We start from the raw sequence: 25,315 nt of genomic DNA, 5'->3' as shown, positions 1-25,315 counted from the left end.
TAGAAACAGTTTTACAGTTAGTAGGAGTACAGCTTTCATGGATTTTGTTCGGACCAGGCCCTTCCTTCACGCCTTGTCCTCTCAATGAGTCCAGATTAAACCAAAAGTTATTGGAGGGATTACCATGGCGGTAACCGAAAAAGAAGTGCAAAGTGTACAGTCCGGTTGGAGAAACTTTCAAAAAGGCAAATGGACAAAAGAAGTAAATGTAAATGACTTTCTACAAAAAAACTTGAAACCTTATGAAGGAAATGAAAGTTTCCTGGCAGGGGCAACTGAAAATACAAAAGCACTTTGGGAGATCGTAATGGATCTTACCAAAAAAGAAAGAGAAAATGGTGGAGTTCTCGATGTAGATGTTAATACACCTTCTACTATCGTTTCTCACAAACCAGGCTATCTTGATAAAGAGAAAGAACAAATTGTAGGGGTTCAAACGGATGCTCCATTCAAACGTTCTATCCAACCTTTCGGCGGCATTCGCATGATGGTAGACGCTTGTAAAGCATACGGCTTTGAACTTCCGCAAGAAATTATTGATATGTTTACGACCATCCGTAAAACACATAACCAAGGGGTATTTGATGCTTATACGCAAGATATGAGAAATGCGCGTAAAGCAGGGATTATCACAGGTTTGCCAGATGCTTATGGCCGCGGTCGTATCATTGGTGACTACCGCAGAGCAGCACTTTACGGTGTGGATTTCCTGATTCAAGATAAAAAGAGAGAACTGAATGAACTTGAAGTTGATGTGATTGATGAAGATATCATCCGTCTTCGTGAAGAACTTTCAGAACAAATTCGCGCACTGCAAGAACTAAAACAACTGGGTGACATGCACGGTTTTGATATCTCCGGCCCAGCACGTAATGCGAAAGAAGCTTTCCAATGGGTATACTTCGCTTACCTTGCAGCAATTAAAGAACAAAATGGTGCGGCAATGTCTCTTGGTCGTGTATCTTCCTTCCTTGATATCTACATTGAGCGTGACCTGGAAGAAGGAACTCTTACTGAGCAAGAAGCTCAAGAGCTTGTAGACCATTTTGTAATGAAACTCAGAATTGTTAAATTCCTGCGTACACCAGACTACAACGAACTGTTCAGTGGAGACCCAACATGGGTTACTGAATCCATCGGCGGTATGGGTATGGACGGAAAAACTCGTGTAACGAAAAACAGCTTCCGCTTCCTTCATACGTTGTATAACCTTGGTGCAGCTCCAGAGCCAAACTTAACTGTACTTTGGTCTGAACAATTACCAGAAGGATTTAAAAAGTACTGTGCGAAAGTTTCGATTGAAACAAGTTCCATTCAATATGAAAATGATGATCTGATGCGTCCAATCTACGGGGACGATTATGGTATTGCATGCTGCGTATCCGCAATGCGTATCGGTAAACAAATGCAGTTCTTCGGCGCACGTGCAAACTTAGCAAAAGCACTTCTGTATGCAATCAACGGCGGTGTGGATGAAAAACTGGGTATGCAAGTTGGCCCTGAGTATCCTGCTATTACATCTGAAGTATTGAACTATGACGAAGTCATGAAACGCTTCAAACCAATGATGGAATGGCTGGCAAAACTTTACATGAACACACTAAATGTGATTCACTATATGCATGATAAATACAGCTACGAGCGTATTGAAATGGCACTGCATGATCGCGACATTCTGCGCACGATGGCTTGCGGTATCGCTGGACTTTCGGTTGCTGCTGACTCCCTCAGCGCAATTAAGTACGCTAAAGTTCGTCCAATCCGTGACGAGCGCGGTATTGCTGTTGATTTTGAAATCGAAGGCGACTTCCCTTGCTACGGTAACAACGATGATCGTGTAGACCAAATCGCTGTTGAACTGGTTGAATCGTTCATGACGATGATTCGTAAGCACAAAGCTTATCGTAATGCGATGCCTACGCAATCCATTCTTACCATTACTTCTAACGTTGTATACGGTAAGAAAACAGGAACTACACCAGATGGACGTAAAGCAGGCGAACCGTTTGCACCTGGTGCAAACCCAATGCATGGACGTGATAAAAAAGGTGCGCTGGCAAGTCTTAGCTCCGTAGCGAAACTGCCATATGAGCACAGCTTAGATGGAATCTCTAACACGTTCTCTATTGTTCCAAAAGCACTGGGTAAAGAAGAAGAAATCCAAAAAACAAACCTGACTTCCATGATGGACGGTTACTTTGGAAGTGGCGCGCATCACTTGAACGTTAACGTATTTAACCGCGAACAATTGATTGACGCAATGGAACATCCAGAAGATTATCCGCAGCTTACAGTTCGTGTATCCGGTTATGCGGTTAACTTCATCAAACTGACGAAAGAGCAGCAACTTGATGTTATTAACCGTACGTTCCACGGCAGTATGTAAGTAAAAATATGAACGCACAAGCGGGTGCGTGGAAGGATGATGAAATGATGATAAAAGGACATATTCATTCATTGGAAACTTTCGGCACTGTCGATGGGCCAGGCATCCGCTTTGTGCTCTTTATGCAAGGCTGTCATCTTAAATGTCAGTATTGTCATAACCCGGATACGTGGGCACTTGACGGCGGGAAGACAATGACACTGGAAGAAGTTCTAAGTGAAATTGAGCCTTACTTGAATTACTATAAAAGTTCTGGTGGCGGTCTGACGGTCTCTGGTGGTGAACCAACACTTCAAGCTGGCTTTGTAGCAAGCCTTTTTCAAGAAGTGAAAAAACGTTGGAACCTTCATACCACACTTGATAGCAATGGATTCAATGATATGAACCGTATAGAAGAATTAATTAATGCAACGGATTTAGTTCTTCTTGATTTAAAACATTTCAATGATGAAAAGCATAAAGTGCTGACTGGAAAATCCAATGAACGGATGCTGGAGACAGCTCGCTGGTTATCAGATCATGGTAAGAAGATGTGGATTAGACATGTATATGTACCTGGTATTCATGATGATGAAGAAGATCTACGTAACTTGGGACGATTTATCGGGACACTGGAAGGCGTTGAAAAGTTCGAGATTCTGCCTTATCACCAAATGGGTATTTATAAATGGGAACTTCTAGGCAAAGAGTACCCGCTCGAAGGCGTACCATCTCCAACACAGGAAGAAGTAGACCGTGCATACCGCATTATTGAAGAAGGACGTACGGAATCACAGAATCTTCGTTTTTCTTACTAACACTTGAAATTTAGTTAAAGAGATCTCTCTACCATTAGAGTAGGGAGGTCTCTTTTTGTTAATCGAAGATTTTATTTCTCAAGTTGTAAACCTCATCTTTAGTATATTTCAACCTTAACAAAAAGGGATGGACTATCTGCTGCTTCCCCGAATTTCTGCACATCAAGCTTCCGTACTGACTAGGAAATCGTAACTAAAAGTGTATAAACAGCATTTCTTTGATGCCAGTTAACTGTCAAAGAATGCTGTTTTTTGTTGTTTCCCTTAAAGTAAAGAGCAACTTTTCAGGACTAGGTGCGTCTAATAGAATGACATGATAAGGAATATATACAAAATAGATACAGAGGGAGTCGGAGAATGAAATTCAAGAAATTAACGCTGCTCACCATATTAGCTCTATTTTCACAAGTGGTACCAGCATACACGGCAAGCGCAGAAATGAGCATGGATGAACCTGTTTCAAGTTCGATTATTCAGGAAGAATCACAGCTTGAAGCAACAGCTAACAAAGAAGTGAAAGCGGAAGGGAAAACGGATGGGTCAAGTGTAACAGAACAAAAAGAAGATACGATCAGTGGAACAAAAGAAGCAGCCACAGAAGAGGCCGGCACAGAAACTACGGTTATCACAGAAGGAACGGTTACAGGAACTGTAGAAGAGGTTACATCAAATCCAGAGGATCAGAAGACTCCTGTTCAAACAGAAGAAAATCCAGTGGTTCCAGAAGTTCCTGAAATTCCAGAGGTACAGCCGCTAAGCAACAGCAGTCAGTTGATCCTCTATTATAATAGTAAAAAAATGGTCCAAGATGGTGTTACTTATTATGCGCCGCAGCCGATGCAAGTGAAAAGCGGTGTATCTTATGTACCGATTCGTGCGTTGGTTGACCGGGTCGGATTCCGGGTTTCATATAACAACACCACAAAAGAAACGAGTATCATTCAAGGGGATAATGAACTGAAGTTCAAAACGAACAGCAATAAATATAAGGTCAACGGAGTTTCAAAAACAATGAAAGGAACCTCCTATCAGACTCAAAATACCTTTATGGTGCCTCTAACAGCGATCACAGCAGCACTTGGGATCAAGTATAGTGTAGTTAATAAAAGCATTGTTATGAATTTATCTACAAAACCAATTGCGAGCTTCAGCATATCACCTTCTGAAGTGTATGCAGGACAAGCTGTTACATACAAGGCAGATGGGTTTTCTCCAAAAGGTCTGTCCATCATAAATGAACGTTGGGAAGGAAAAAAAGACGTATTTGATGCTCCAGGAAGATATACGATCAAATACTATGTACAAGACTCTAGTGGTTCTTGGAGTGACCCCTATTCACTTACAGTCAATGTCCTGCGTCCTAATCAGCCGCCAGTAGCTTTGTTTGTAACGGATAAAGAAGAATATAAAATGGGCGAACTCATTACGTACACGGATCAAAGTTCAGATGATGAAGCTATTGTGAAAACAGAATGGAATAATAATGCTCTTGCCTTTTTCACACCAGGTCCAAAAACAATCAGCCTGACAGTGAAGGATAATAAAGGATTAACTAATACCTACCAAAAAACGATTATCATTACGAATGAAACGCTCTATTCGTTAACCGAGTTTAATCAGTTATTTACGCCCATCGGAGAGAAATTCTCCTTTGATGGATCTACTGTGCCTACGTGGGCAAAAGTGAATTATTCGTATACGGACTATCCAAGCACATTACTTCGCAGTAACAGCCCGGAAACGGTGTATAAGGAAGGAATCGTATATAGAGATATAGCGGTAGGTAATACTCGGTTCTTAATTCACCATAAGAATAATACAGGAAAAAAAGTAAAAATGTACGTTGTAGCGACAAACCATAATTCTGCAACAGCGATTCTGCGTACAGAAAATCTAGGATCTGCTGGACCAAGCACAATCGCACAAGCAGCTGGGAAAAAAGCGGTTGAGCGATACTTTACCACGATGCAGGATGATTCAAAACGTACAGCGACTACATTAAAACCAGGCGAAAGCAAGCTAATCTTGACAGATATGAGCAAAACAAGCATGAAGCAACATGAGATCATTTCATTACTATCGGATGTGTATTGTGATTATCCGATTGAGTATAACGTTGTTATTATTGACGAAAATCTTGATCCGCTTAAGGTACTTTATAGACTTCCTATTCTTGATCGGGATGGAGTGCATAATCGGGGCACCTATCCAAATGCAACCCGGGAGATTACTTACAGCGATCGCCTTGGAGAAAAGCCAGAGCGGCTCGTGATTGGGGATAATAACGATGATCCGAATCTGTCAGGGATAGATCCGATGGTCGGTGTGGAAGCTTCTAATTCCGGTAACTTTGGAGTACTCTATAAAATAACACTGGAGCGCGTTGCACCTAATACACTCATTTCCTTTAATCCAAGAGGAGGCACGTATACGGGTTACGCCATGGTAAATGGAGAGATAACTCCTCTTTATACAGATGGCGCAGTGAGAGCTCCTAATGAACAGGCCGTATTATATCGTACGGGAGAATATGAACGGAAAGTAGAAATTTTACTCACAGCAGCACCGGCAAGCAGCCTTCCCGTTAACCTGTTGATAGCACCATTACCAAGTAAGAATTAAGGATTAGATACAATAGCAGGATGAAAAAGGACTCTTTAGATCATAAAGAGTTCTTTTTTCTGCAGAGATAAAAGAGGGTTCTATGTTCGTTGACGTGGTACACCATTTCAGGCATTATAGAGATATAGACAGATTTGGTATGACGGGAGGGTAAAAGTCATGCTGTCAACGAATCAGATTATAGAAGCCATGTCTAGCCAAGGACTTCGTATTACGGATCAACGAAAGACGCTCGCTAGACTTTTTGCTGAAACAGAAGGTTATTTGTCACCAAAGGATGTATACGAATATATGGGCCGGACATACAGCGGGCTCAGTTTTGATACGGTTTATCGAAATCTCAGGGTCATGCAGGAACTAGGTGTACTTGAACAAGTCATCTTTGAAGATGGAGTGAAATTCAAGGCTTCTTGCAGCTCGGGACATCACCATCATCATCTGATCTGCCTTCAGTGTCAAAAGACGCTTCCGATTGAGTTTTGTCCAATGCAGCTTACGGATACACCCGATCAATTTCAAGTGGTGGAGCATAAGTTTGAAATCTTTGGTTATTGTAAAGACTGTCAAGCATCTGGCAAAGTGTCGCCTAAGACAGATCAGACTCAAGCTACATCAAAGGGTCAGTAAAAATGAAGGTTACTCGTACAATTGCAAAAGCACCTGTAACATTTTATCGAAAATTTATATCGCCGCTGAAACCTCCGAGTTGTCGGTTTTATCCGACTTGTTCGGCTTATGCACTAGAAGCGATCGAAGTTCATGGTGCGGTTAAAGGTTCATTGCTCTCTGCTAAACGGATTATGAAATGTCATCCCTTTCATCCAGGAGGCGTGGATTTGGTTCCACCAAAAAAAGGAAGTGAGGATTCTTCCACATCATAGCCTAATAGGCATTGATAACCTTGACATGGATTGTGTGCGTTTAGTATTATTTTGATAAATTCATATGTTTCTTATGAAGGGATAAGTACAGTTAACATCTGCAGTACAGAGAGCCGGGGAAGCTGCAAACCGGTCTGTAGATCACTGGAAAATGGTCCTGGAGGAACCACTTTCGAGCTGTCTTCTGTATTCAAAGGAAGAGGTAAGGGAGTGGCGTGTTCCAGCGTTAATGGGTCCGGTTGATGACACAACATAACCGGTTGAGCCTGTGATCTGTGAGGATCCAGGGAATTTGGGTGGTACCACGTGAGAATAACAGACTCTCGTCCCATAGGGGATGAGGGTCTTTTTGTATTGTCTTCTGGTATTTTTTGCCGAATGACAGGGCACCAGCACCAATTATTATATAGGAGGTATACGAATGACAGAGAAAAAAACATTTTACATCACAACACCAATCTATTACCCTAGTGACAAGCTGCATATTGGGCATGCTTACACAACGGTAGCAGGAGATGCGATTTCAAGGTACAAAAGACTAAGAGGTTATGACGTTCGTTATTTGACAGGTACGGATGAACATGGACAGAAAATCGAACAAAAAGCGCAAGCAGCAGGTAAAACGCCGATTGAATTCGTCGACGAAATTGTTGCAGGTATCCAGGATCTATGGAAGAAACTCGATATTTCTAATGATGACTTTATTCGTACAAGTGAAAAAAGACATACAAAGGTTGTTCAAGATGTATTTGAGCGTCTGGTAGCGCAAGGTGATATTTATAAAGGGGAATATGAAGGGTGGTATAGTATTCCAGATGAGACCTACTACACAGAAACCCAACTTGCGGATCCAGTCAAAGATGACCAAGGTAATATCATTGGGGGAAAAAGCCCAGATAGCGGACATCCTGTAGAACTTGTAAAAGAAGAATGTTATTTCTTCAAAATGAGCAAATATACAGATCGCCTTTTAGCGTTCTACGAGCAAAACCCAGAATTTATTCAGCCGAAGTCTCGTAAAAATGAGATGATAAACAACTTTATCAAACCAGGACTTGAAGATTTGGCTGTCTCTCGTACAAGTTACGATTGGGGAGTGAAAGTAAAAAGCGATCCGAAACACGTCGTATATGTGTGGATTGATGCGCTGCTTAACTATATTACTGCACTCGGGTATGGTACTGATGATACAACCCTATATGATAAATTCTGGCCGGCTGATGTTCATCTCATGAGTAAAGAGATTGTACGCTTCCATACGATTTATTGGCCGATTATGCTGATGGCTCTGGATCTTCCACTGCCGAAAAAAGTATTTGCACATGGCTGGCTGCTTATGAAAGACGGTAAAATGTCCAAATCTAAAGGGAACGTAGTAGATCCCGTTACTTTGATTGATCGTTATGGTCTGGATTCCTTGCGTTACTATCTGCTTCGCGAAGTTCCATTTGGTTCAGATGGTACTTTTACGCCTGAAAGTTTTGTAGAACGTGTGAACTCCGACTTGGCGAATGATCTAGGTAACCTATTGAATCGAACTGTAGCGATGGTTCATAAATATTTTGATGGAAAAACACCGGCATACCGCTCAGGAGTGACGCCATTTGATGCAACATTGGAAGAATTGGCACTTACGACGGTACAAAAAGTAGAAGAATCGATGGAGAATTTAGAATTCTCTGTAGCACTTACTTCTATTGGACAATTTATTAGCCGCTGCAATAAATATATTGATGAGACTCAGCCTTGGGTTCTGGCGAAAGACGAAGCGAAAAGAGAGGAACTGGCTTCCGTTATGGCTCACCTTGTGGAATCTCTACGTGTGGCGTCCATTTTACTTCAGCCGTTCTTAACGCAAGCACCGCGTAAAATTTGGGAACAGCTAAATATCGAAGAGGGCGAACTGACTGCTTGGGACAGCACAAAACAAGCAGGGATTATACCGGAAGGTAATGAGCTTCGTAAAGGAGAGCCGATCTTCCCTAGACTGGATGTGGAGCAGGAAGTAGCATATATTGCGAATGCGATGACAGGCGGATCCAAACCAGAGGCTGCGAAAGAAACCGAAGCGAAGGAAAACCCTGCTCCTGAGGGCTTACCTGAGATCGGAATTGAAGATTTTGCTAAAGTAGAACTTCGCGTGGCACAGGTTATTGCTTGTGAGCCGGTGAAAAAAGCGGATAAACTGCTGAAACTGCAGCTTGATCTTGGCTACGAACAACGCCAGGTTGTATCTGGTATTGCTAAATTCTATACTCCGGAAGAAATGGTAGGTCGTAAAGTAATCTGTGTAACGAACCTAAAACCAGTTAAACTTCGGGGTGAATTATCCCAAGGGATGATTTTGGCTGCGTCTCATGGGGATCAGCTGACCCTTGCTACCGTTCCAGAAAATATGCCGAACGGTGCTATTGTGAAGTAAGCTTTTTATACAGGCTTATAAAACAATTGAAAAAGAGCATACTCGTAGGATGAAGGGCTTATGTCATTTCAAAAGTACGATATGTGGATGAGGCGCTCTTTCGGGGGCGCTTTTTTCCATTTGAAAAAGTGTTGACAACCATAAGGCGGATACCTATACTACTATTTAGTAGTAATCGTTACGATTACGATTAAACATAGAATAAAACAATGTAAATATGGAGTGGATGAAATGAAAAACAGGCCTACGAATTCAGCAAAAAGGTCACGGCTTTTTATGACGGTTGCTTTATGTAGTATCATGATGTTGATTGTATCCGCATGCGGCAGCAATTCGGGTAGTTCTTCCCAAGGAAAAATTTCAGAGGACAAGTTTAATGTAGTCACTAGTTTTTATCCGATTTATGAGTTTACGAAGGCAATCGGCGGGGATGATGTTAATGTAATTAATCTGCTGCCAACGGGTGTTGAACCGCATGACTGGACACCACGAAGTCAAGATATTGTGAATACATCCAAAGCTGGTTTGTTCTTATATAATGGTGCGGGCCTCGAAGCATGGGTTCCTAATTTTCTGAAAGGCCTAGATAAAGACTCCAATGTAAAAGCAGTGGAAGTAAGTGCAGGCATTCATCTAATCGATTCAGAAGAAGAAGAGCATTCACATGAAGGCGAAGAACATGATGACCATGCACACGAAAACGAACATCCTGAAGACGATGGACATAATCATGGTTCCATTGATCCTCATACATGGGTAAGTCCAAAGTCCGCGCTTGTTATGGCAGAGAATATTAAGAATAGTCTTGTCGAAGCCGATCCAGAACATAAGACGGGATATGAAGAGCGTTATGGTGAAATTAAACAACAACTAGAAGATTTGGATGCGAAGTTTACAGAACAACTTTCTAACGTATCTCAAAAAGAAATTGTGGTATCTCACCAGGCATTTGGATATTTAACACGTGACTATGGACTCACACAACATTCCATTATGGGACTGTCCCCTGATGCAGAACCAACAGGACAAGATATTGTGAAACTTGCTAAGCTGGTGAAAGAAGAAGGAATTCGCTATATTTTCTTTGAAGAGTTAGTCTCTGATAAACTGGCAAAAACTCTTGCATCTGAGGCTGGTGTAGAAACCATGGTTCTTAACCCGGTAGAGGGACTTACAAAAGAACAGTTGGAGAATGGAGATAATTATTTCACGCTAATGGAGAAAAATTTGCAAAATCTCGTAACAGCTTTACAATAGAATGTGATCAACCTTGACCACTGTATCAAGGTTAGCTTAAAAAGAAGGAAGGAAGACCATGCAAAAGGCTGATAATATATGTCATGATCCGGTTCTTGAGATAAAGAATCTCTGTTTTTCATACGGTGAGCAGCAGGTCATTAATAATCTGAACTTTACGGTGAAGGAAAGAGATTTTGTTGGTGTCATTGGATCAAACGGAGCGGGAAAAACGACGCTCATGCGCATGCTGGTCGGGTTGTTACCTCCAGGCGATGGAGAGATCCGTTTGTTCGGTCAATCTATCGCTAAATTTAAGGACTGGGAACGCATCGGATATGTACCGCAGAAGAATGCTTTTAATCCGCTCTTTCCGGCAACGGTTCGGGAAGTTGTTCTTTCCGGGCTTTATAATAACAAACATATTTTCCGCAAAATGACGAAAAAGCATAAGCAGCAATGTGATGATGCTCTTGAAGTGATGCGGATCCAGGATTTGGCGGATAAAAGAATAGGACAGCTGTCCGGAGGTCAGCAGCAGCGTGCATTTTTGGCTAGGGCGCTGATCAATCACCCTGACCTGCTAATTTTAGATGAACCTACAGTAGGAATCGATGCTGAGACACAGGCAAGTTTCTTTGAACTGATTACTCACATGCACAAACATCATCATATGACATTCCTGATGGTATCGCATGATATTGAAATGATCAAAGGATACCTTGGAAACGAACCTCAGCAAGTGAACGGTAAAATCAATTTTTATGTTCGTCATTCCCATGACCTGGAGAACTGTGTTCAGACAGATTTGCAACATTCGGTGTTATAGGTGTCAAAGGAGTCGTGAAGATTGGAAATATTAACGAGTGATTTTTTTCAGCGGGCATTAGTCGGGGGAATTCTTATTGGAGTCACCGCACCGCTGATTGGTTTGTTCTTAGTACTGCGCAGACTCTCCATGATTGGAGATACGTTGTCTCATGTTACGATTGCAGGTGTGGCTTTTGGTTTCTTGATCGGGGTCTATCCGATTGCAGCAGGGCTTGTCTTTGCTGTAATTGCATCATTTGGAATTGAGAAATTACGAAAAGCTTATAAAAGTTACGCGGAATTATCCATTGCAATCATTATGTCAGGCGGGGTAGCACTAGCTTCCTTGTTTTTTACACTAGGCAGGGGTTACAACGCGGATGTAATGAGTTATTTATTCGGCAGCATATACACACTCGATCGTACAGATCTTATGGTTGTTGGTGTCGTGACTGCGATCGTCATTTTGGTGGTTGCTTTATTTCACAAGGAGTTTTTTCTACTCAGTTTTGAAGAAGATGCAGCAGCCGTTACCGGCCTTCCTGTAAAAATTCTAAACATGCTGCTTACCATTATGACGGCACTTGTTATCAGTACAGCAATTAAAATTGTTGGGGCGCTCCTCGTATCTGCTCTCTTAACAATTCCGGTAGCTATTAGTTTACTTCTAGCAAGAAGCTTCCGGACTTCGATTATTTTATCGGTTATCATCTCGGAGATTGCTGTAATCGCAGGGCTTGTGATCGCAGGGATATGGAATCTGGCACCAGGAGCAACCATTGTATTATTGCTAATTGGATTGCTTGTTGTCATTATGCTTGGGAAAAAAGGGGTTCGGGCTTAAGATTATTTTGTTCGAGTCCCCAACTCATGAGGAGGCGTTCCTTCAATGCCTGATGTAAACGTGTGGCTTGCTTTTGGGGCAGGTATAGCTTCGTTTCTGTCCCCATGCAGCTTGCCGCTGTATCCTTCGTATTTGTCATACATAACCGGTTTGTCTGTACAGCAGCTGAAGAATGAACAAAATAAGAGAGAAGTACGTTTACGAACCTTAAGTCACACCCTTGCTTTTATCCTTGGTTTCTCCGTTGTGTTCTATACTTTGGGGTTTGGAGCAGGAGTGTTTGGAGAGTTTTTTCATGAGTATAAAGATTTGATTCGAATGTTATCGGCTGTACTCATCATCGTCATGGGACTGATGTTAATTGGGCTTTTTCAGCCTCAGTTTCTGATGAGGGAACGTAAGATGGAGATGAAGTGGAAACCGGCGGGATATCTCGGATCTTTTATTTTTGGTATTGGGTTCTCTGCTGGTTGGTCTCCTTGCATCGGACCTATACTCACCGCTATTATCGCTATGGCAGCAACGGAGCCAGGTGCCTGGATCGGTTTGATTACAGGTTACACAGCAGGATTTGCAGTCCCATTTTTCGTTCTTGCTTTCTTTGTAGGTACGACAAGATGGATTACGAAATACTCGGGTATTTTAATGAAAGTCGGAGGCAGTATCATGATCTTGATGGGAATTTTACTCTTTACGGATCGAATGACCCAGATTACCATTTGGCTGCAGCGAATTACTCCCGATTGGATGATCATTTAGAAAAATTTGTACTGAATGTATAGAGGTGCTTCCCTATAGCCGTCTACTTGACGGAGTATAGGAAAGCATCTTTTTTATTATACATAAACGATAATTGCTTACGTGAAGTACTCGATTTTTGATTCAGGGAAATATTCAAAAATTCGTTCTGTAATAAATTCGCGTAACGCTTGTTGTTGGTCTTTTGGATATACATATTTATATTGCCCATATTTGCCCCATTTAGTTTCTCGTTTGGCAATATCCATCTCAAGCTTCGATTTTGGATAACGTTGTTCAATTAGGTTTTTCGCTGTCTTTGTAAAACGATGCTGGATCATTTCGAAAGTTAAATCTTTGGTAGCATCTTTCGGCAGGGTGTTCGCTAATCGTTTTAAAAGATCGCCGTATCCTTCTTCCCATCCCTCATGCCAGATAATTGGAGCGATAATAAACCCTAATGGATACCCTGCATGGGCAATTTTACCGGCTGCTTCAATTCTCTCCTCAAAACGAGAGGTACCTGGTTCAAAATTTTTAATGACATAATCTGCGTTAACACTAAATCGAATACGAGTATTTCCACCATGCTTCAAGTTGAGCAGAGGTTCTACATGGTGGTATTTGGTTACAAACCGTAATCTGCCGAACTCTTCGTTTGCCATAAAGGTAATCAAATCGGCTAGATTCCCTGTAATATGCTCTAGACCTACGGGATCTGAAGTACAGGCTGCTTCAAATCGGGTAATCTCTGGCTTGCGTTCTTCAATATAGTCCTTAGCCGCTAGAAGAATATCATCCGTATTCACATACACACGCACATAGGGTTTTGCGCCGAGTGTAGTTTGTAAGTAACAATAATGACAATGACCCATACAGCCAGTAGAGATCGGGATTGCATATTCAGCAGATGGCTTGGATTGATCAAACTTTAAGGTTCTGCGAATGCCGACAACGAGTGTACGCTTGGCGATTCGATATTTCTCCAGGTCTGTTTCACCAGGCAAGTTTGTAATACGGTTGTGTGAAGTCGTCATATGATATTCGATGTTTTTTTCTTTTACCCATTCCAGGATGCGCTGTCCTTTTGGATAGTCGAGGGAACTGGGTTCAAAATAAACAAGATCAGGGACAAAAGCTTTAGTGGGCCTAACTTTGCGTTCAGGTCTTTCTAAGACTTGAGTCGGCATGAAAAAGCTCCTCTCACATTGTAATTCACTATGTATTTTGGCTTGACGACGGTATTCTTAAGCATGGTAACATTACGTATTAAAGAAGACGCTATGTCCTTCAGGACTTGCAAATCGTATTGGATAACATGTATCATAACAAGAGCAAACTTACTCGGCCGCAAGGACGCTAGTTCATTAATGAAATGAGGTTAGGCACATGCCAACGCCCAGTATGGAAGATTATTTGGAGCGAATTTATAAGTTAATCGATGAAAAAGGGTATGCGCGTGTATCCGATATTGCGGAAGGACTCGAAGTGCATCCGTCCTCAGTAACGAAAATGATACAGAAGCTGGATAAAGATGAGTATTTAATCTATGAGAAGTATCGAGGCCTCATCCTTACCCCGAAAGGAAAAAAAATCGGAAAAAGACTGATGGACCGCCATGAGCTTCTTGAAGAGTTTTTGACGATTATAGGGGTACAGGACGAGAATATATACAGAGACGTGGAAGGGATTGAGCATCACCTTAGTTGGGATTCCATAACTTGTATTGAGACTCTCGTGGAGTATTTTCGCCGTGACGATGCAAGGCTGCAGGACCTTCGAAACGTCCATAAGGAACTAACAAACGAATCTTAAAGAAAGAAACACCATCCTAGGTTATCACAGGATGGTGTTTTTATATTCATTCGCAACTTTCAGCATATAAAAACGTCTATAACTATAACAAATGGGTTATTTTTCTAAATTTATTATGCTTGGAGGACAATGTTTTATGAGGAAAGTTAAAGAATGCCTTGCTTTGTTACTAGTTGTATTTCTTGTACTGCAGGGAGCCTCGATCTCTGCGGCAAGTTCGAGTGAGATTACGATTTATTTGGATGGAAGTCAGCTTAAGACAGATGTAGCCCCTTATCTGAAGCCAAAAGATAATGTAACGATGGTTCCGCTGCGAGTAATTAGTGAGGGAATTGGTGCTTCGGCAAAATGGAACCAGGCTGCAAAAACGGTAAACATTCAAGGACTCTATACTTCTATTTCCTTAACGAATGGGAAGACAACCGGGATTGTTGATGGGAAGACCGTAAATTTAACAACATCAGTAGAAATTATTAAGGGACGAGTTATGGTACCTCTACGGTTTGTAAGCGAGCATCTAGGCCTGCAAGTGACCTGGAATCAATCAGCCAAAACGATTAAACTGACTACAACCAATTTATGGCCTGCAGACCCGGAGATTCCAAGTGTACCAGGTGAACCAAGTTCGGAAATAAGAGGGGCATGGATATCAACGATTAATGGAGACTGGCCTAAATCTGGCTCTACTAAAAATATCGCAAAACAAAAGCAAGATTTTATCAAAGAGTTAGATTCTCTTGAGTCGATGGGGATCAACAGCGTATATGTTCAGCTTCGCGGAGCATCTGATGCTATATATCCATCGGCTCTGGTTCCATGGAATAAAGTACTGACCGGGACACAAGGGCTTGATCCGGGATATGATCCCGTTGCGTTCATGGTTGAGGAAGTACATAAACGAGGAATGGAATTCCATGCTTGGTTTAATCCGTTTCGTGCAAATACAACAACGAATACAAGTGCGCTGGCAGCAAACCATGTCATAAAACAGCACCCGGAATGGATCGTAACTGCTAAAAACCAAATGTATATTAACCCAGGTATTCCTGAGGCAAGGCAGCATATTATTGATGCAATTATGGAAGTGGTAAATAACTACGACATTGATGGAGTTCATCTAGATGATTACTTCTACCCATCAAACACGACGTTTAATGACAGTGCTGCTTATAAGAAATATAACGCAGGAACATTCAAGAATATAGATGACTGGAGAAGAGATAACATCAATCGTTTTGTTCAAAGCTTGGGACAAAGCGTGAAACAGTCTAAACCGTCAGCGGAATATGGTATCAGCCCTTTTGGTGTGTGGAGAAACATAGCGAAAGACCCTACCGGGTCTAACACGAAAGCGGGCGTAACAGCATATGACGATATGTATGCTGATGTTAGAACATGGATAAAAGAAGGCTGGGTCGATTATGTGGCTCCGCAAATCTATTGGAGTATGTCATTTACCGCTGCAAGATATGATGTGCTGGTAGACTGGTGGGCTAATGAAGTGAAGGGAACAGACGTAGATCTTATTATCGGTCATTCTCCTTATAAGCTCGGAACGGCAGAAGTTGGCTGGCAGACATCTGAGGAGATTATGAGTCAGCTCAAATACAATGAACAGTATGAAGATATTACAGGATCTATATTTTTCAGCAGCCAATATCTCACCAAAAATCCACTGGGACTCGTTCAAGCGTTAACTTCATATTATACAAATTAGAAAAATGAAATCGATCAGAATATATTCCTAAGAACCTCGAATAAAACAGGATACAAAAGAACCCCGCAGACTTAAGTTCTGCGGGGTTTCTTTGTAATCTTTAATGATATTTAGGAAGATCGGAATCATCCTTATCTCTTTTATTTCCTTCGATTACATGAAAAGGATAATCTTTTCTTTTTTTGGTTGTTGTTGATTTTGCTCCATTTTTAGATTGACCAAGCTTTGCCATGGTTGCCGCTGACGGTTTGACTTTCGGGTGTTTCTTCCTGCTGTTAGCATAACCAGCCGGCGGCTTCAGATAAAACCAAAACATCAAACCGGCTAGAATGATAGGAAATATGAGTTGACTCCAAGCGCCGTTCGCTGCAAATACAATGAACTGAAAAATGGCTAAAGCCATGACTGAGAAGAAAATCACACCGTGTTTCAACATCTTCCAACCTCATCCTTTCACAGGATCCAAATTTCCGCTTGCGTAAGATATGTTTACCGTAGCATTCTCAAGTTCTGCATCGAGTTCACGCATCCGATTGAAGGAGGCAATGGACACTTCCACCTGATCATCTGTTGGTTCTTTTGTAGTTAGCAGCTGAAGCCATAGACCAGGGTATCCAAGATAACGGAGGATAGGAACATCACGAACTGCATTCGTAAACTTCAGAACTTCAAAAGACAACCCTAGTACGACCGGTAAGAGAATCAGACGCTGACCTACACGTTCCCACACATTATCATATGGGAAAGGAATGGAGAATAAAGAGTAAACCAGTACCCCGACAATAACACTCAGAACAAGAAAACTACTGCCGCAGCGATAGTGAAGACGGCTGAATTTCTGTACATTGGCAGGTGTAAGTTCTACCCCTGCTTCATAAGCACTGATTACTTTATGCTCTGCTCCATGATATTGGAACAGTCTCTTGATCGTTGGTGTAAGCGATATGACATACAAGTATAAAAATACTAGCAATATTTTAATAATACCTTCAATAAAGGTGTGACTAAATTTACTCAACCCCGTGTTACCAAACAGAAAATCTTCAATAAATACAGGTACAGCGGTGAGAACGACCTTGCCAAATACAAAGGACAGTACCCCCACAGCGGCTACGCCAATGACCATGGACAGACTCCAACCCGTATTTTCATTATCCTTCTGTTCTTGTCGTTCTTCTTCTGTTAACTCGTCATCTGCGTAAGCATCAGCAGAAAAGTTAAGATGTTTGGTTCCTTTGGCACTCGAGTCAATTAGACTAACAATCCCGCGTAAAAAGGGGATTTTTCTAAGTTTCTTAACCCAGGATTTATCTTGTTTGGGGACTTCTAAAAAAGCAATTTCCTGGTTTTTTCGTCTTACTGCTGTAACATTTACATGCTTCCCGCCAAACATTACGCCTTCAATGACTGCTTGGCCGCCGTAAGCTACTGGTTTTGATTCTTGAGGCAAAAGTTTCACCTTCCTATTCTCTTCATTATCTCTATTGTATCTTTTTTAGCCAGCAATTTCTAGTTTTGAGTAACGATGTGGAATTTGCACATACTACATACTATAGGATGAATTTACATTACGATATTTTTAATAAGGAGAGGATCTTAGGGTGAACCATCAGCAGAAAAGAACAAAACGAACCAACCCGCTGCTTTTCGGTTTGGAAATTGGATTTTTTGCCGGATTATTCTGGGGAGGAATTCAGTGGGTTTTTTATATTTTTCATTTCACGGTGATCCCCACCGGGTTTATAGCAGAACCCTTTTTTAAACATTCTTTTATTTACTCACTACCCGGACAATGGTTAGGATGGTTGTTTTTTATCGGATTTTCAATCCTTGCATCCTTTCTGTACATCATCATTTTTCGTAAACTTAGAGGACCGCTTCCTGGATTGCTGTACGGTATCTTATGGTGGTTTCTTATTTTCGTCTGGCCGGGTCCAGTCTTAGGTATGGTAAAGCCGATTACAGAGGTAACTTGGAATACGATTTACGCAGAATTTTGTTTGTTTTTATTATGGGGATTATTTATCGGTTATTCTATAGCCGTCGAGTATACGAATGAAAGGAAACGAGAGCCAGAAATGGCATAAGGCTGCGATCAAAAAAACTTCTCAATCCCTTACTCATTGTGTTAAAATAGCAAATGGTTATCGGCAGGGAAGGTAGCGCGCAAGAATGAAGCTTTCTTCAGTTTGTGAGCTACATGTACTGCAGGCTTTCATGAAGGTACTATCGTTTTTTGCGCACGTTAGTGTTGGCACCAGAACTATAGCCCTATTTGCTGGATTCAGTCTACAGCTTTACATCGGACCTACAGGCCATGATATAACGATCTGGAGATTCATAGAGTGAGATAAGGAACTGGCTTGAAGGCGAAGAAAGAAGGTATAATCATGGAGAACAACCGCGTGATGAAACTACGTAAGGCTATGAAAGAACAGGGACTTGAAGCCATTTTGGTGACAAGCCCGATTAACAGACGGTATATTACCGGCTTCACTGGTTCAGCAGGTTACGTACTCGTAACGCTCCAAAAAGCGTATTTGCTTACTGATTTCCGTTATATGACACAGGCTCCGCAGCAAGCGAAAGCATTTACTGTTCTTGAACACGCTGCGAAACCGATGGAAACAGTAAAGGAATTACTGATTGAAGAAGGAATTCAGTCTCTGGGATTTGAGAAGGATCTCATCACGTTCGCAACGTATGAGGCGTACACAGATCAACTAAAACCAGTGAAACTGGTTCCGGTGAGCGGACTTGTTGAAAAACTTCGGTTATATAAAGATGAGAACGAGATTGCGATCATGCAGCGTGCTGCAGATTTGGCGGATGCTGCTTTTGCTCATATCCTGACAGTCGTAAAACCTGGTATGACAGAACGCGAAGCAGACCTTGAACTTGAATTCTTTATGCGCAAGCATGGTGCAACATCTTCTTCCTTTGATACGATTGTAGCTTCTGGAATACGTTCAGCCATGCCCCACGGCGTTGCCAGCAATAAGGTAATTGAAAAAGGCGACTTTATTACTTTTGATTTTGGTGCACTATTAGATGGGTATTGTTCAGATCTGACCCGAACAATCGCAGTCGGTACACCGGCATCGAAATTAGTTGAGATTTACGATATTGTGCTGGAAGCTCAATTACATACTTTGGAGCATATCAAGCCGGGTATGACAGGTCGGGAAGCAGATGCGCTAGCACGAGATATAATTACGAAATATGGATATGGCGACTACTTCGGACACAGTACAGGGCATGGCCTTGGGATGGAAGTTCATGAGTCTCCTCGTTTATCCAAACTTAGTGATGATATTCTTGAACCAGGAATGGTTGTTACCGTTGAGCCAGGGATTTATCTTGCTGACATCGGAGGCGTACGGATTGAAGATGACGTCGTACTGACTGAATCTGGAATTTCAATTTTGACGCACTCTAAGAAAGAATTAATAACATTGTAATTATAATTAGGAGGGGTTTTTTAGTGATCTCAGTTAACGATTTTAAAACAGGTTTGACCGTTGAGGTTGACGGTGATATTTTTACAGTTCTTGATTTCCAACACGTTAAGCCAGGTAAAGGAGCGGCATTTGTTCGTTCTAAACTTAAAAATCTTCGTAATGGTAACACCGTAGAAAAAACATTCCGCGCTGGTGAAACCATCGGCCGTGCACAAATTGACAACCGTGGTGTTTCTTATCTGTATGCAAGTGGAGATGAGCATACGTTCATGGATAACGAAACTTACGATCAGTTCACACTTACTAGTGACCAACTGGAATGGGAACTGAACTTCCTTAAAGAAAACATGAATGTAAACATCATCAGCTACAAAGGTGAGATTCTGGGAATTAACTTACCAAACTCTGTAGAACTCAAAGTTATTGAGACAGAGCCAGGTATTAAAGGTAACACGGCAACAGGTGCTACTAAAAATGCAAAAGTAGAAACAGGTCTAAATGTACAAGTACCTTTGTTTATTAATGAAGGCGATGTTCTGATCATTGATACTCGCGAAGGAAAATATAGCTCTCGCGCATAATAAGATAACGTTCTGTCTACAAGAGATACGCTATTTACAAAGTCCTCTGCTAATCAGCAGGGGACTTTTTGTATTTTAAAGAGGAAAAAGGAGGTTATCATGCCTTATTCAATGATTTACAGTAAAAAAGGGTTACCAGTTTCCAAATTTCGTATTATACTGTTTAAAAGTAAGGTAAGCGTAATCCAGCTTATCGCCTATATATAAAGATGTTTATACTTGTAAGGGTAGGGAGTGAGATTGGTTTGTCTTTGTTTGTAATGAAATTCGGAGGAAGTTCTGTAGGTGATACAGAACGAATGCAGCGAGTAGCAAGACGCGTAGCCCAGAAACAAGATGAAGGACATCAATGTGTCGTTGTCGTCTCCGCTATGGGGGATACAACAGACGAACTCATTGACCAGGCAAAAATATTGAACGATAAGCTTCCTGCACGGGAAATGGATATGCTGCTCACAACGGGGGAGCAAATTTCAATCGCTTTACTATCGATGGCCATCCAAAGCTTAGGACGTGAGACCGTCTCCTATACAGGATGGCAAGCGGGATTCCGGACTGAACCGGTTCATGGAAAAGCACGAATAACGGATATACAGCCAGAACGAGTATTACGATCCTTAGAAGAAGGCAAAATTGTCATCGTTGCCGGATTCCAAGGTATATCCGAAGAAGGAGAAATTACGACACTCGGACGCGGAGGATCGGATACGACAGCAGTTGCACTTGCAGCTGCGATCAAAGCCGACGCTTGCGAAATATATACAGACGTTGACGGGGTTTATTCTACTGACCCGCGAATCGTCAAGGTTGCTCGTAAATTGAGTGAAATCTCGTATGATGAGATGCTGGAGCTTGCTCATTTGGGTACAGCTGTATTGCATCCGCGTGCAGTTGAATATGCGAAACATTCGAAAGTACCTTTAGTGGTTCGATCCAGCTTTACTTATAATGAAGGAACGGTAGTGAAGGAGGAAGCAGCATTGGAACAAGGCGTAGTGGTAAGCGGTATAGCCTACGATAAAAATGTAGCGCGTATCAGTATTTTGGGAGTTGAAGATATTCCGGGCGTGCTTGCAGGTATGTTTGGCGCGTTAGCAAGAGAACAAATTGATGTTGATATTATTGTCCAAAGCGGTATTAGTGATGGCAAAGCTGACTTCTCCTTTACGGTAACTCTAGATGATCGAGAGCGTGCTATTGATGTGATTCAAGGAATGGAAAGCATTCTGCCATTTCGTGAAATTACATCAGAGGATGGTCTTGTAAAAATATCCATTGTTGGGGCAGGTATGGTCAGTCATCCAGGGGTTGCTGCTCAAATGTTTGAAGTCATTTCAAGCCAAGGTGTTAATATCAAAATGGTAAGTACATCAGAGATTAAAGTCTCCTGTGTAGTGGAAGGTTCAAAACTGAATGAAGTCATTCGTGCACTGCATACAGCTTATAAACTCGATGCAGAAGTTCAAGCTTTTGTAGGCGGACCACAAGATCGAAGATAAATGGCGGTAGTACATCGCAAAAGAGACTTACACGGTGAATAACGTGTAAGTCTCTTTTTTATTCTTATATTTATTTTTTCTCTTTTGACTGCCAGGGGACTAAAAAGTGTTCTTCCATAACAGGAACAAGGGTAAAAGCATTCTCCGTTAAACAATAATCCACATCTTTTTCATGACCCTGCTTAGTTAACCTCTTCGCCTCGTTGCTCTCTTTCAGCTTATTTCGAAGGTCTGCCTCACAGCCAAGATAGGCTTGATGGACAACCAACCCTAAATCATTAAGACGTACGGGCTGCACAGCTGATTGCTTTATATAATGAATGAGCATTCCAGCGCAAAGTGAATCCTCCATAGTTAACCTGTCCTGTTGACCTGCACAAAGAATAGCGATATCTAGATCCACCTCCGCTAGTACCTCTGCACAAGCTTTTGCATTTAAAAAGGCTGCTGTGAATATATAGGAAGCTTTTCCAGCTTTAATCAAAGCTCTAGTACCGCTTGTGGTGGTCATAATTCCTTTTCTTCCTTCTACTAATTCTTTTGTATATTCCAAAGGCGAGTTCCCCGCATCAAATCCAGCTATTTTTTTACAGAATCGTTCACCGCCTAAAAACATACCTTCAAGCCCAAGCTGCTTGGCTTGTGGGACCGTTTCTACGGGCGTAATACAGATTGCCCCATGTGCTAGTGCAGTAACAATGGTACTCGTTGTTCGAAATACATCGATAACCACTGCGCTGCGGTGAATCACATCTTCTGTGCGTATTTCACTGGCACTGGCAACAACATCGATACGCATAGGTGTACCTCCCTAACTTGTTTTTGCACTGTTTCTCTACATCATCCATCCTATCTATTCTTACTATATGCAGCGGGAGAAGGGCAGGTGCCTACCTCTTTTTTTTCTGTGGATATAAATAGAGTAGTTTCTGCATATGTTCTAAGACAAACTTGCTTCAGGGAGGAACGCTGTATTGGATAAATATGTATTGTCGATGGCTATTTTACGTATCTTCTCAGGGTCAGCAGAATTGATTGCCGCTTTGCTTATGCTGAGATTTAATCAGGTCGAGAAAGCTCTTGCCGTAAATTCCGCCCTTGCTTTTGTTGGTCCGATGATCCTTATTTTAACCACATCTATTGGACTGGTAGGGATGGCAGACAAGCTTTCATTTGGTAAATTGGCGTGGGTATTTATGGGAGTTACTTTTCTCTTAATTGGTATTTTAAAAAAATGATAGATTCCCGTCATAAAAAACGTGTACAGGCATAAATATGGGGTATGACCAACAAAAACGGGGCCCCGGAAAGGGCCTTGGAAAAAGCCCTGATCTTCTAGGGAATGGGGGTGCCTGATCTTGAAATGGCTTGAGTTATTTCCTGAGTCGCTAAAAACACTGCTGATGCATCTTCCTAGACCGCTTCTAGAATCTTTGGAGGAAGTTCGAATTCGTGAGGGAAGGCCTCTCGAAATTAACACAAATGGGGAGCACTATTTTGTAACCCGGCTTTCTAAGCCCTCAAAAATACAGTCAGAAGCTTATTGTCCATCTAGGGAGGATACTCACCGATTTCTAGAAGTCATCAGTAATCATTCGCTCTACACGATGGAAGAAGAACTTCGCAAAGGTTTTATCACGATTCCAGGCGGACACCGGATTGGACTAGCTGGAAGAACGGTACTTAAAAATGGGAGAGTAGAACATTTAAGAGATATCAGTGGATTTAATGTTCGGATCGCCAAAGAGATTAACGGTGCAGCGGATCAGATTATTCCGCATCTTGTAGACTACCGAACTTCTCGAATTAAACATACGCTCATCGTTTCTTCTCCGCAGCAAGGGAAAACGACATTGCTTCGAGATATAGCCAGACAGATCAGCCATGGAAGCGAGAAAAGAAGAAGTTATAAAGTGAGTATTGTAGACGAGCGTTCCGAAATTGCTGGCAGTTATAAAGGCGTTCCTACTTTCGATGTTGGACCAAGGACAGACGTGATGGACGCTTGTCCGAAAGCCGAAGGAATGATGATGCTGCTGAGATCCATGTCACCCGAAGTGCTGATTGTCGATGAGATTGGCAGAGAAGAAGATGCAGAAGCGATAAAAGAGGCGCTGAATGCCGGTATTTCCGTCATTGCAAGCGCACATGCAAGGGATATGGCTGATCTTAGCAAACGACCATTTATTAAGGACTTAATCCAGGAAGAATTGTTTCAGATGTACGTTATGATTGATCGTTTCGGTAAAAAAGTGACATACAGACTTGCAGATAGTAAAAACAGAACCTTACAGCAGCAAGGCATTACAAACGCAGGTGGCGCTCATGCTTAAACTGATAGGTGCTTTGATGATCTTGCTTTCGGGAACTTTTCTAGGCATGTATAAGGCTAATCTTTTTGCTTCCAGACCCAAGCAGATTAGAGAGCTTGTTCTTATCTTCCAGCGTCTGCTGACAGAAATTAATTATAGTTATAGCCCGCTTGCCGATGCACTTCATAAGATAGGATCGCAAGCGAGTAAACCACTTGGACGTCTTTTCATAGCGGCTGCAGAGCATATGAACTCTCCTAAAGGGCATTCGGCAAGCGAAAGCTTTCACTATGCGGTAGACAGATACTGGAGCCAAACGGCTATGAAACAACCAGAGAAAGACGTGATCCTTCAGCTGAGTTTAAGTCTTGGAACAAGCGACAGAGAGGAACAGAACAAACACATTACGCTTGCCATCCAGCAATTAAATCATGAAGAAATCACGGCTCGGGAAGATCAACTGAAATACGAAAAGATGAGCCGCAGTCTTGGTCTTCTGGTCGGGGCGCTGATCGTCATTCTGATCTTATAGTGAGGTGCCAAAGTAAATGAATTTAGAAGTGAATGCGATCTTTCAAATCGCAGGTATCGGCATTATCATCGCCATGATTCATACGGTACTAAAGCAAATGGGAAAAGAAGATATGGCGCACTGGGTCACGTTAATTGGCTTTGTGGTGGTCTTGTTCATGGTAGTGCGAATGCTCGACAATTTGCTCCAGGAGATTAAATCTATTTTCCTTTTTCATTAAATAGAGCCTTATCTAAACAGGTGATTAGAAATGGAAATCATTCAAATCGTAGGACTTGGACTCATAGCGACCATCCTGATTCTTATAGTCAAAGAACAAAAGCCGCTGTTTGCGTTTTTAATTGCAACAACAGCAGGAATCCTAATCTTCATGTTTGTTATCGGCAAAATTGGTGCTGTGCTCCAGGTACTCGAGAGGATGGCCCAATCCTCCGGAATGGATGAGATCCATCTAAAAACAATACTGAAAATTATCGGTATTGCCTACATTGCAGAGTTTGGCGCACAAATTGTAAGGGATGCGGGACAAGAAAGCATTGCATCCAAAATTGAACTTGCCGGCAAAGTGCTGATTCTGGTACTGGCTGTACCTATTATCAGCATTATTATTGAAACGGTGATGAAGCTGCTGCCGGTATAAAGAGGTGGAGGAAGTAAGATGT

General features: G+C 41.9%; 26 protein-coding genes. 21 read left to right on the top strand and 5 right to left on the bottom strand.

The window, feature by feature from the left end; genetic code table 11:
- Nucleotides 1–124 precede the first annotated feature (124 nt).
- The 5 genes from pflB (at nucleotide 125) to yidD (ending at nucleotide 6,686) form a co-directional block, all read left to right on the top strand.
- Complete coding sequence (pflB, locus tag GQY27_RS09160) at nucleotides 125–2,386, top strand: formate C-acetyltransferase (RefSeq protein ID WP_160033495.1); 2,262 nt, start codon at nucleotides 125–127, stop codon at nucleotides 2,384–2,386.
- Nucleotides 2,387–2,433: 47 nt separating this feature from the next.
- The gene (gene pflA, locus GQY27_RS09155) at nucleotides 2,434–3,183 is read left to right on the top strand and encodes a pyruvate formate-lyase-activating protein (RefSeq protein ID WP_160033684.1); all 750 of its coding nucleotides are present in this window, start codon (nucleotides 2,434–2,436) and stop codon (nucleotides 3,181–3,183) included.
- Between the two features lie 357 nt (nucleotides 3,184–3,540).
- Nucleotides 3,541–5,805 carry a stalk domain-containing protein gene (locus tag GQY27_RS09150; RefSeq protein WP_160033493.1) on the top strand — a complete coding sequence of 755 codons (2,265 nt, stop codon included), beginning with the start codon at nucleotides 3,541–3,543 and terminating at the stop codon, nucleotides 5,803–5,805.
- Nucleotides 5,806–5,964: 159 nt separating this feature from the next.
- Nucleotides 5,965–6,432 carry a Fur family transcriptional regulator gene (locus tag GQY27_RS09145; RefSeq protein ID WP_160033491.1) on the top strand — a complete coding sequence of 156 codons (468 nt, stop codon included), beginning with the start codon at nucleotides 5,965–5,967 and terminating at the stop codon, nucleotides 6,430–6,432.
- 2 nt (nucleotides 6,433–6,434) lie between these two features.
- Nucleotides 6,435–6,686: a membrane protein insertion efficiency factor YidD gene (gene yidD / locus GQY27_RS09140; RefSeq protein ID WP_160033489.1), complete on the top strand. Its 252-nt coding sequence runs from the start codon at nucleotides 6,435–6,437 to the stop codon at nucleotides 6,684–6,686.
- A gap of 71 nt (nucleotides 6,687–6,757) precedes the next feature.
- Here the strand turns inward: yidD and GQY27_RS22060 are convergent, their stop codons facing one another.
- Entirely contained in the window at nucleotides 6,758–6,940 is a 183-nt protein-coding gene (locus GQY27_RS22060; RefSeq protein ID WP_442950896.1) for a hypothetical protein, read from the bottom strand.
- Nucleotides 6,941–7,107: 167 nt separating this feature from the next.
- Between GQY27_RS22060 and metG the strand changes: the two genes are divergently transcribed.
- From metG to GQY27_RS09115, 5 genes are all read left to right on the top strand, one after another.
- Entirely contained in the window at nucleotides 7,108–9,108 is a 2,001-nt protein-coding gene (gene metG / locus GQY27_RS09135) for a methionine--tRNA ligase (protein ID WP_160033487.1), read from the top strand.
- 231 nt (nucleotides 9,109–9,339) lie between these two features.
- Nucleotides 9,340–10,365: a metal ABC transporter solute-binding protein, Zn/Mn family gene (locus tag GQY27_RS09130; RefSeq protein ID WP_442950895.1), complete on the top strand. Its 1,026-nt coding sequence runs from the start codon at nucleotides 9,340–9,342 to the stop codon at nucleotides 10,363–10,365.
- 58 nt (nucleotides 10,366–10,423) lie between these two features.
- Nucleotides 10,424–11,173, top strand: a complete 750-nt coding sequence (locus GQY27_RS09125) for a metal ABC transporter ATP-binding protein (RefSeq protein WP_160033485.1) — start codon at nucleotides 10,424–10,426, stop codon at nucleotides 11,171–11,173.
- 21 nt (nucleotides 11,174–11,194) lie between these two features.
- Nucleotides 11,195–11,998: a metal ABC transporter permease gene (locus GQY27_RS09120; RefSeq protein ID WP_160033483.1), complete on the top strand. Its 804-nt coding sequence runs from the start codon at nucleotides 11,195–11,197 to the stop codon at nucleotides 11,996–11,998.
- 45 nt (nucleotides 11,999–12,043) lie between these two features.
- Nucleotides 12,044–12,757 carry a cytochrome c biogenesis CcdA family protein gene (locus GQY27_RS09115; RefSeq protein WP_160033481.1) on the top strand — a complete coding sequence of 238 codons (714 nt, stop codon included), beginning with the start codon at nucleotides 12,044–12,046 and terminating at the stop codon, nucleotides 12,755–12,757.
- A gap of 98 nt (nucleotides 12,758–12,855) precedes the next feature.
- On the opposite strand, the gene splB is transcribed toward GQY27_RS09115, so the two are convergent.
- The gene (gene splB / locus GQY27_RS09110; protein ID WP_160033479.1) at nucleotides 12,856–13,926 is read right to left on the bottom strand and encodes a spore photoproduct lyase; all 1,071 of its coding nucleotides are present in this window, start codon (nucleotides 13,924–13,926) and stop codon (nucleotides 12,856–12,858) included.
- A gap of 199 nt (nucleotides 13,927–14,125) precedes the next feature.
- Here splB and mntR point away from each other — a divergent pair, with 199 nt between their 5' ends.
- The gene (mntR, locus tag GQY27_RS09105; protein WP_160033477.1) at nucleotides 14,126–14,551 is read left to right on the top strand and encodes a transcriptional regulator MntR; all 426 of its coding nucleotides are present in this window, start codon (nucleotides 14,126–14,128) and stop codon (nucleotides 14,549–14,551) included.
- Between the two features lie 136 nt (nucleotides 14,552–14,687).
- Nucleotides 14,688–16,268 carry a family 10 glycosylhydrolase gene (locus GQY27_RS09100; RefSeq protein ID WP_160033475.1) on the top strand — a complete coding sequence of 527 codons (1,581 nt, stop codon included), beginning with the start codon at nucleotides 14,688–14,690 and terminating at the stop codon, nucleotides 16,266–16,268.
- Nucleotides 16,269–16,368: 100 nt separating this feature from the next.
- On the opposite strand, the gene GQY27_RS09095 is transcribed toward GQY27_RS09100, so the two are convergent.
- Together GQY27_RS09095 and GQY27_RS09090 are read right to left on the bottom strand one after the other, a co-directional pair.
- On the bottom strand, nucleotides 16,369–16,704 hold the full coding sequence (locus GQY27_RS09095; protein WP_160033473.1) for a hypothetical protein: 336 nt from the start codon (nucleotides 16,702–16,704) through the stop codon (nucleotides 16,369–16,371).
- A gap of 9 nt (nucleotides 16,705–16,713) precedes the next feature.
- Complete coding sequence (locus GQY27_RS09090; RefSeq protein ID WP_160033680.1) at nucleotides 16,714–17,718, bottom strand: DUF1385 domain-containing protein; 1,005 nt, start codon at nucleotides 17,716–17,718, stop codon at nucleotides 16,714–16,716.
- Between the two features lie 151 nt (nucleotides 17,719–17,869).
- On the opposite strand from GQY27_RS09090, the gene GQY27_RS09085 reads away from it, so the two are divergent.
- The 4 genes from GQY27_RS09085 (at nucleotide 17,870) to GQY27_RS09070 (ending at nucleotide 21,809) form a co-directional block, all read left to right on the top strand.
- Nucleotides 17,870–18,355 (top strand): YqhR family membrane protein, encoded by a 486-nt coding sequence (locus tag GQY27_RS09085; protein WP_160033471.1) that lies wholly within the window; start codon nucleotides 17,870–17,872, stop codon nucleotides 18,353–18,355.
- Between the two features lie 303 nt (nucleotides 18,356–18,658).
- Entirely contained in the window at nucleotides 18,659–19,729 is a 1,071-nt protein-coding gene (locus tag GQY27_RS09080) for a M24 family metallopeptidase (RefSeq protein WP_160033469.1), read from the top strand.
- A 23-nt stretch (nucleotides 19,730–19,752) separates the two neighbouring features.
- The gene (efp, locus tag GQY27_RS09075) at nucleotides 19,753–20,310 is read left to right on the top strand and encodes an elongation factor P (RefSeq protein ID WP_160033467.1); all 558 of its coding nucleotides are present in this window, start codon (nucleotides 19,753–19,755) and stop codon (nucleotides 20,308–20,310) included.
- 245 nt (nucleotides 20,311–20,555) lie between these two features.
- Nucleotides 20,556–21,809 carry an aspartate kinase gene (locus GQY27_RS09070; protein ID WP_160033465.1) on the top strand — a complete coding sequence of 418 codons (1,254 nt, stop codon included), beginning with the start codon at nucleotides 20,556–20,558 and terminating at the stop codon, nucleotides 21,807–21,809.
- A 70-nt stretch (nucleotides 21,810–21,879) separates the two neighbouring features.
- Here GQY27_RS09070 and GQY27_RS09065 read toward each other — a convergent pair whose 3' ends face one another.
- Nucleotides 21,880–22,608, bottom strand: coding sequence for a 2-phosphosulfolactate phosphatase (locus tag GQY27_RS09065; protein WP_160033463.1), 729 nt, complete (start codon nucleotides 22,606–22,608; stop codon nucleotides 21,880–21,882).
- A gap of 175 nt (nucleotides 22,609–22,783) precedes the next feature.
- On the opposite strand from GQY27_RS09065, the gene GQY27_RS09060 reads away from it, so the two are divergent.
- The 5 genes from GQY27_RS09060 (at nucleotide 22,784) to spoIIIAD (ending at nucleotide 25,293) form a co-directional block, all read left to right on the top strand.
- Complete coding sequence (locus GQY27_RS09060) at nucleotides 22,784–23,047, top strand: YqhV family protein (protein ID WP_442950894.1); 264 nt, start codon at nucleotides 22,784–22,786, stop codon at nucleotides 23,045–23,047.
- Nucleotides 23,048–23,167: 120 nt separating this feature from the next.
- Nucleotides 23,168–24,142, top strand: a complete 975-nt coding sequence (gene spoIIIAA, locus GQY27_RS09055; RefSeq protein ID WP_201450711.1) for a stage III sporulation protein AA — start codon at nucleotides 23,168–23,170, stop codon at nucleotides 24,140–24,142.
- Nucleotides 24,135–24,653, top strand: coding sequence for a stage III sporulation protein SpoIIIAB (gene spoIIIAB / locus GQY27_RS09050; protein WP_160033461.1), 519 nt, complete (start codon nucleotides 24,135–24,137; stop codon nucleotides 24,651–24,653). The genes spoIIIAA and spoIIIAB overlap by 8 nt, the downstream gene beginning before the upstream one ends.
- Nucleotides 24,654–24,669: 16 nt before the next feature.
- Nucleotides 24,670–24,873 (top strand): stage III sporulation protein AC, encoded by a 204-nt coding sequence (gene spoIIIAC, locus GQY27_RS09045; RefSeq protein WP_160033459.1) that lies wholly within the window; start codon nucleotides 24,670–24,672, stop codon nucleotides 24,871–24,873.
- Nucleotides 24,874–24,903: 30 nt separating this feature from the next.
- Nucleotides 24,904–25,293, top strand: coding sequence for a stage III sporulation protein AD (gene spoIIIAD, locus GQY27_RS09040; RefSeq protein ID WP_160033457.1), 390 nt, complete (start codon nucleotides 24,904–24,906; stop codon nucleotides 25,291–25,293).
- Nucleotides 25,294–25,315 lie beyond the last annotated feature (22 nt).

The organism is Paenibacillus sp. An7, assembly GCF_009870785.1.
Classification (GTDB): domain Bacteria; phylum Bacillota; class Bacilli; order Paenibacillales; family Paenibacillaceae; genus Paenibacillus.
This window is presented reverse-complemented; position numbering and strand designations above follow the sequence as displayed.

What these genes read in the sequence shown, in the direction of transcription:
- GQY27_RS09100 (WP_160033475.1), top strand. Translation starts at nt 14,688, where the DNA reads ATGAGGAAAGTTAAAGAATGCCTTGCTTTGTTACTAGTTGTATTTCTT.
- pflA (WP_160033684.1), top strand. Translation starts at nt 2,434, where the DNA reads ATGATAAAAGGACATATTCATTCATTGGAAACTTTCGGCACTGTCGAT.
- spoIIIAD (WP_160033457.1), top strand. Translation starts at nt 24,904, where the DNA reads ATGGAAATCATTCAAATCGTAGGACTTGGACTCATAGCGACCATCCTG.
- GQY27_RS09130 (WP_442950895.1), top strand. Translation starts at nt 9,340, where the DNA reads ATGAAAAACAGGCCTACGAATTCAGCAAAAAGGTCACGGCTTTTTATG.
- GQY27_RS09145 (WP_160033491.1), top strand. Translation starts at nt 5,965, where the DNA reads ATGCTGTCAACGAATCAGATTATAGAAGCCATGTCTAGCCAAGGACTT.
- GQY27_RS09080 (WP_160033469.1), top strand. Translation starts at nt 18,659, where the DNA reads ATGGAGAACAACCGCGTGATGAAACTACGTAAGGCTATGAAAGAACAG.
- GQY27_RS09115 (WP_160033481.1), top strand. Translation starts at nt 12,044, where the DNA reads ATGCCTGATGTAAACGTGTGGCTTGCTTTTGGGGCAGGTATAGCTTCG.
- GQY27_RS09095 (WP_160033473.1), bottom strand. Translation starts at nt 16,704, where the DNA reads ATGTTGAAACACGGTGTGATTTTCTTCTCAGTCATGGCTTTAGCCATT.
- splB (WP_160033479.1), bottom strand. Translation starts at nt 13,926, where the DNA reads ATGCCGACTCAAGTCTTAGAAAGACCTGAACGCAAAGTTAGGCCCACT.
- GQY27_RS09065 (WP_160033463.1), bottom strand. Translation starts at nt 22,608, where the DNA reads ATGCGTATCGATGTTGTTGCCAGTGCCAGTGAAATACGCACAGAAGAT.
- GQY27_RS09150 (WP_160033493.1), top strand. Translation starts at nt 3,541, where the DNA reads ATGAAATTCAAGAAATTAACGCTGCTCACCATATTAGCTCTATTTTCA.
- spoIIIAC (WP_160033459.1), top strand. Translation starts at nt 24,670, where the DNA reads ATGAATTTAGAAGTGAATGCGATCTTTCAAATCGCAGGTATCGGCATT.
- yidD (WP_160033489.1), top strand. Translation starts at nt 6,435, where the DNA reads ATGAAGGTTACTCGTACAATTGCAAAAGCACCTGTAACATTTTATCGA.
- GQY27_RS09125 (WP_160033485.1), top strand. Translation starts at nt 10,424, where the DNA reads ATGCAAAAGGCTGATAATATATGTCATGATCCGGTTCTTGAGATAAAG.
- spoIIIAB (WP_160033461.1), top strand. Translation starts at nt 24,135, where the DNA reads ATGCTTAAACTGATAGGTGCTTTGATGATCTTGCTTTCGGGAACTTTT.
- metG (WP_160033487.1), top strand. Translation starts at nt 7,108, where the DNA reads ATGACAGAGAAAAAAACATTTTACATCACAACACCAATCTATTACCCT.
- GQY27_RS22060 (WP_442950896.1), bottom strand. Translation starts at nt 6,940, where the DNA reads ATGTTGTGTCATCAACCGGACCCATTAACGCTGGAACACGCCACTCCC.
- pflB (WP_160033495.1), top strand. Translation starts at nt 125, where the DNA reads ATGGCGGTAACCGAAAAAGAAGTGCAAAGTGTACAGTCCGGTTGGAGA.
- mntR (WP_160033477.1), top strand. Translation starts at nt 14,126, where the DNA reads ATGCCAACGCCCAGTATGGAAGATTATTTGGAGCGAATTTATAAGTTA.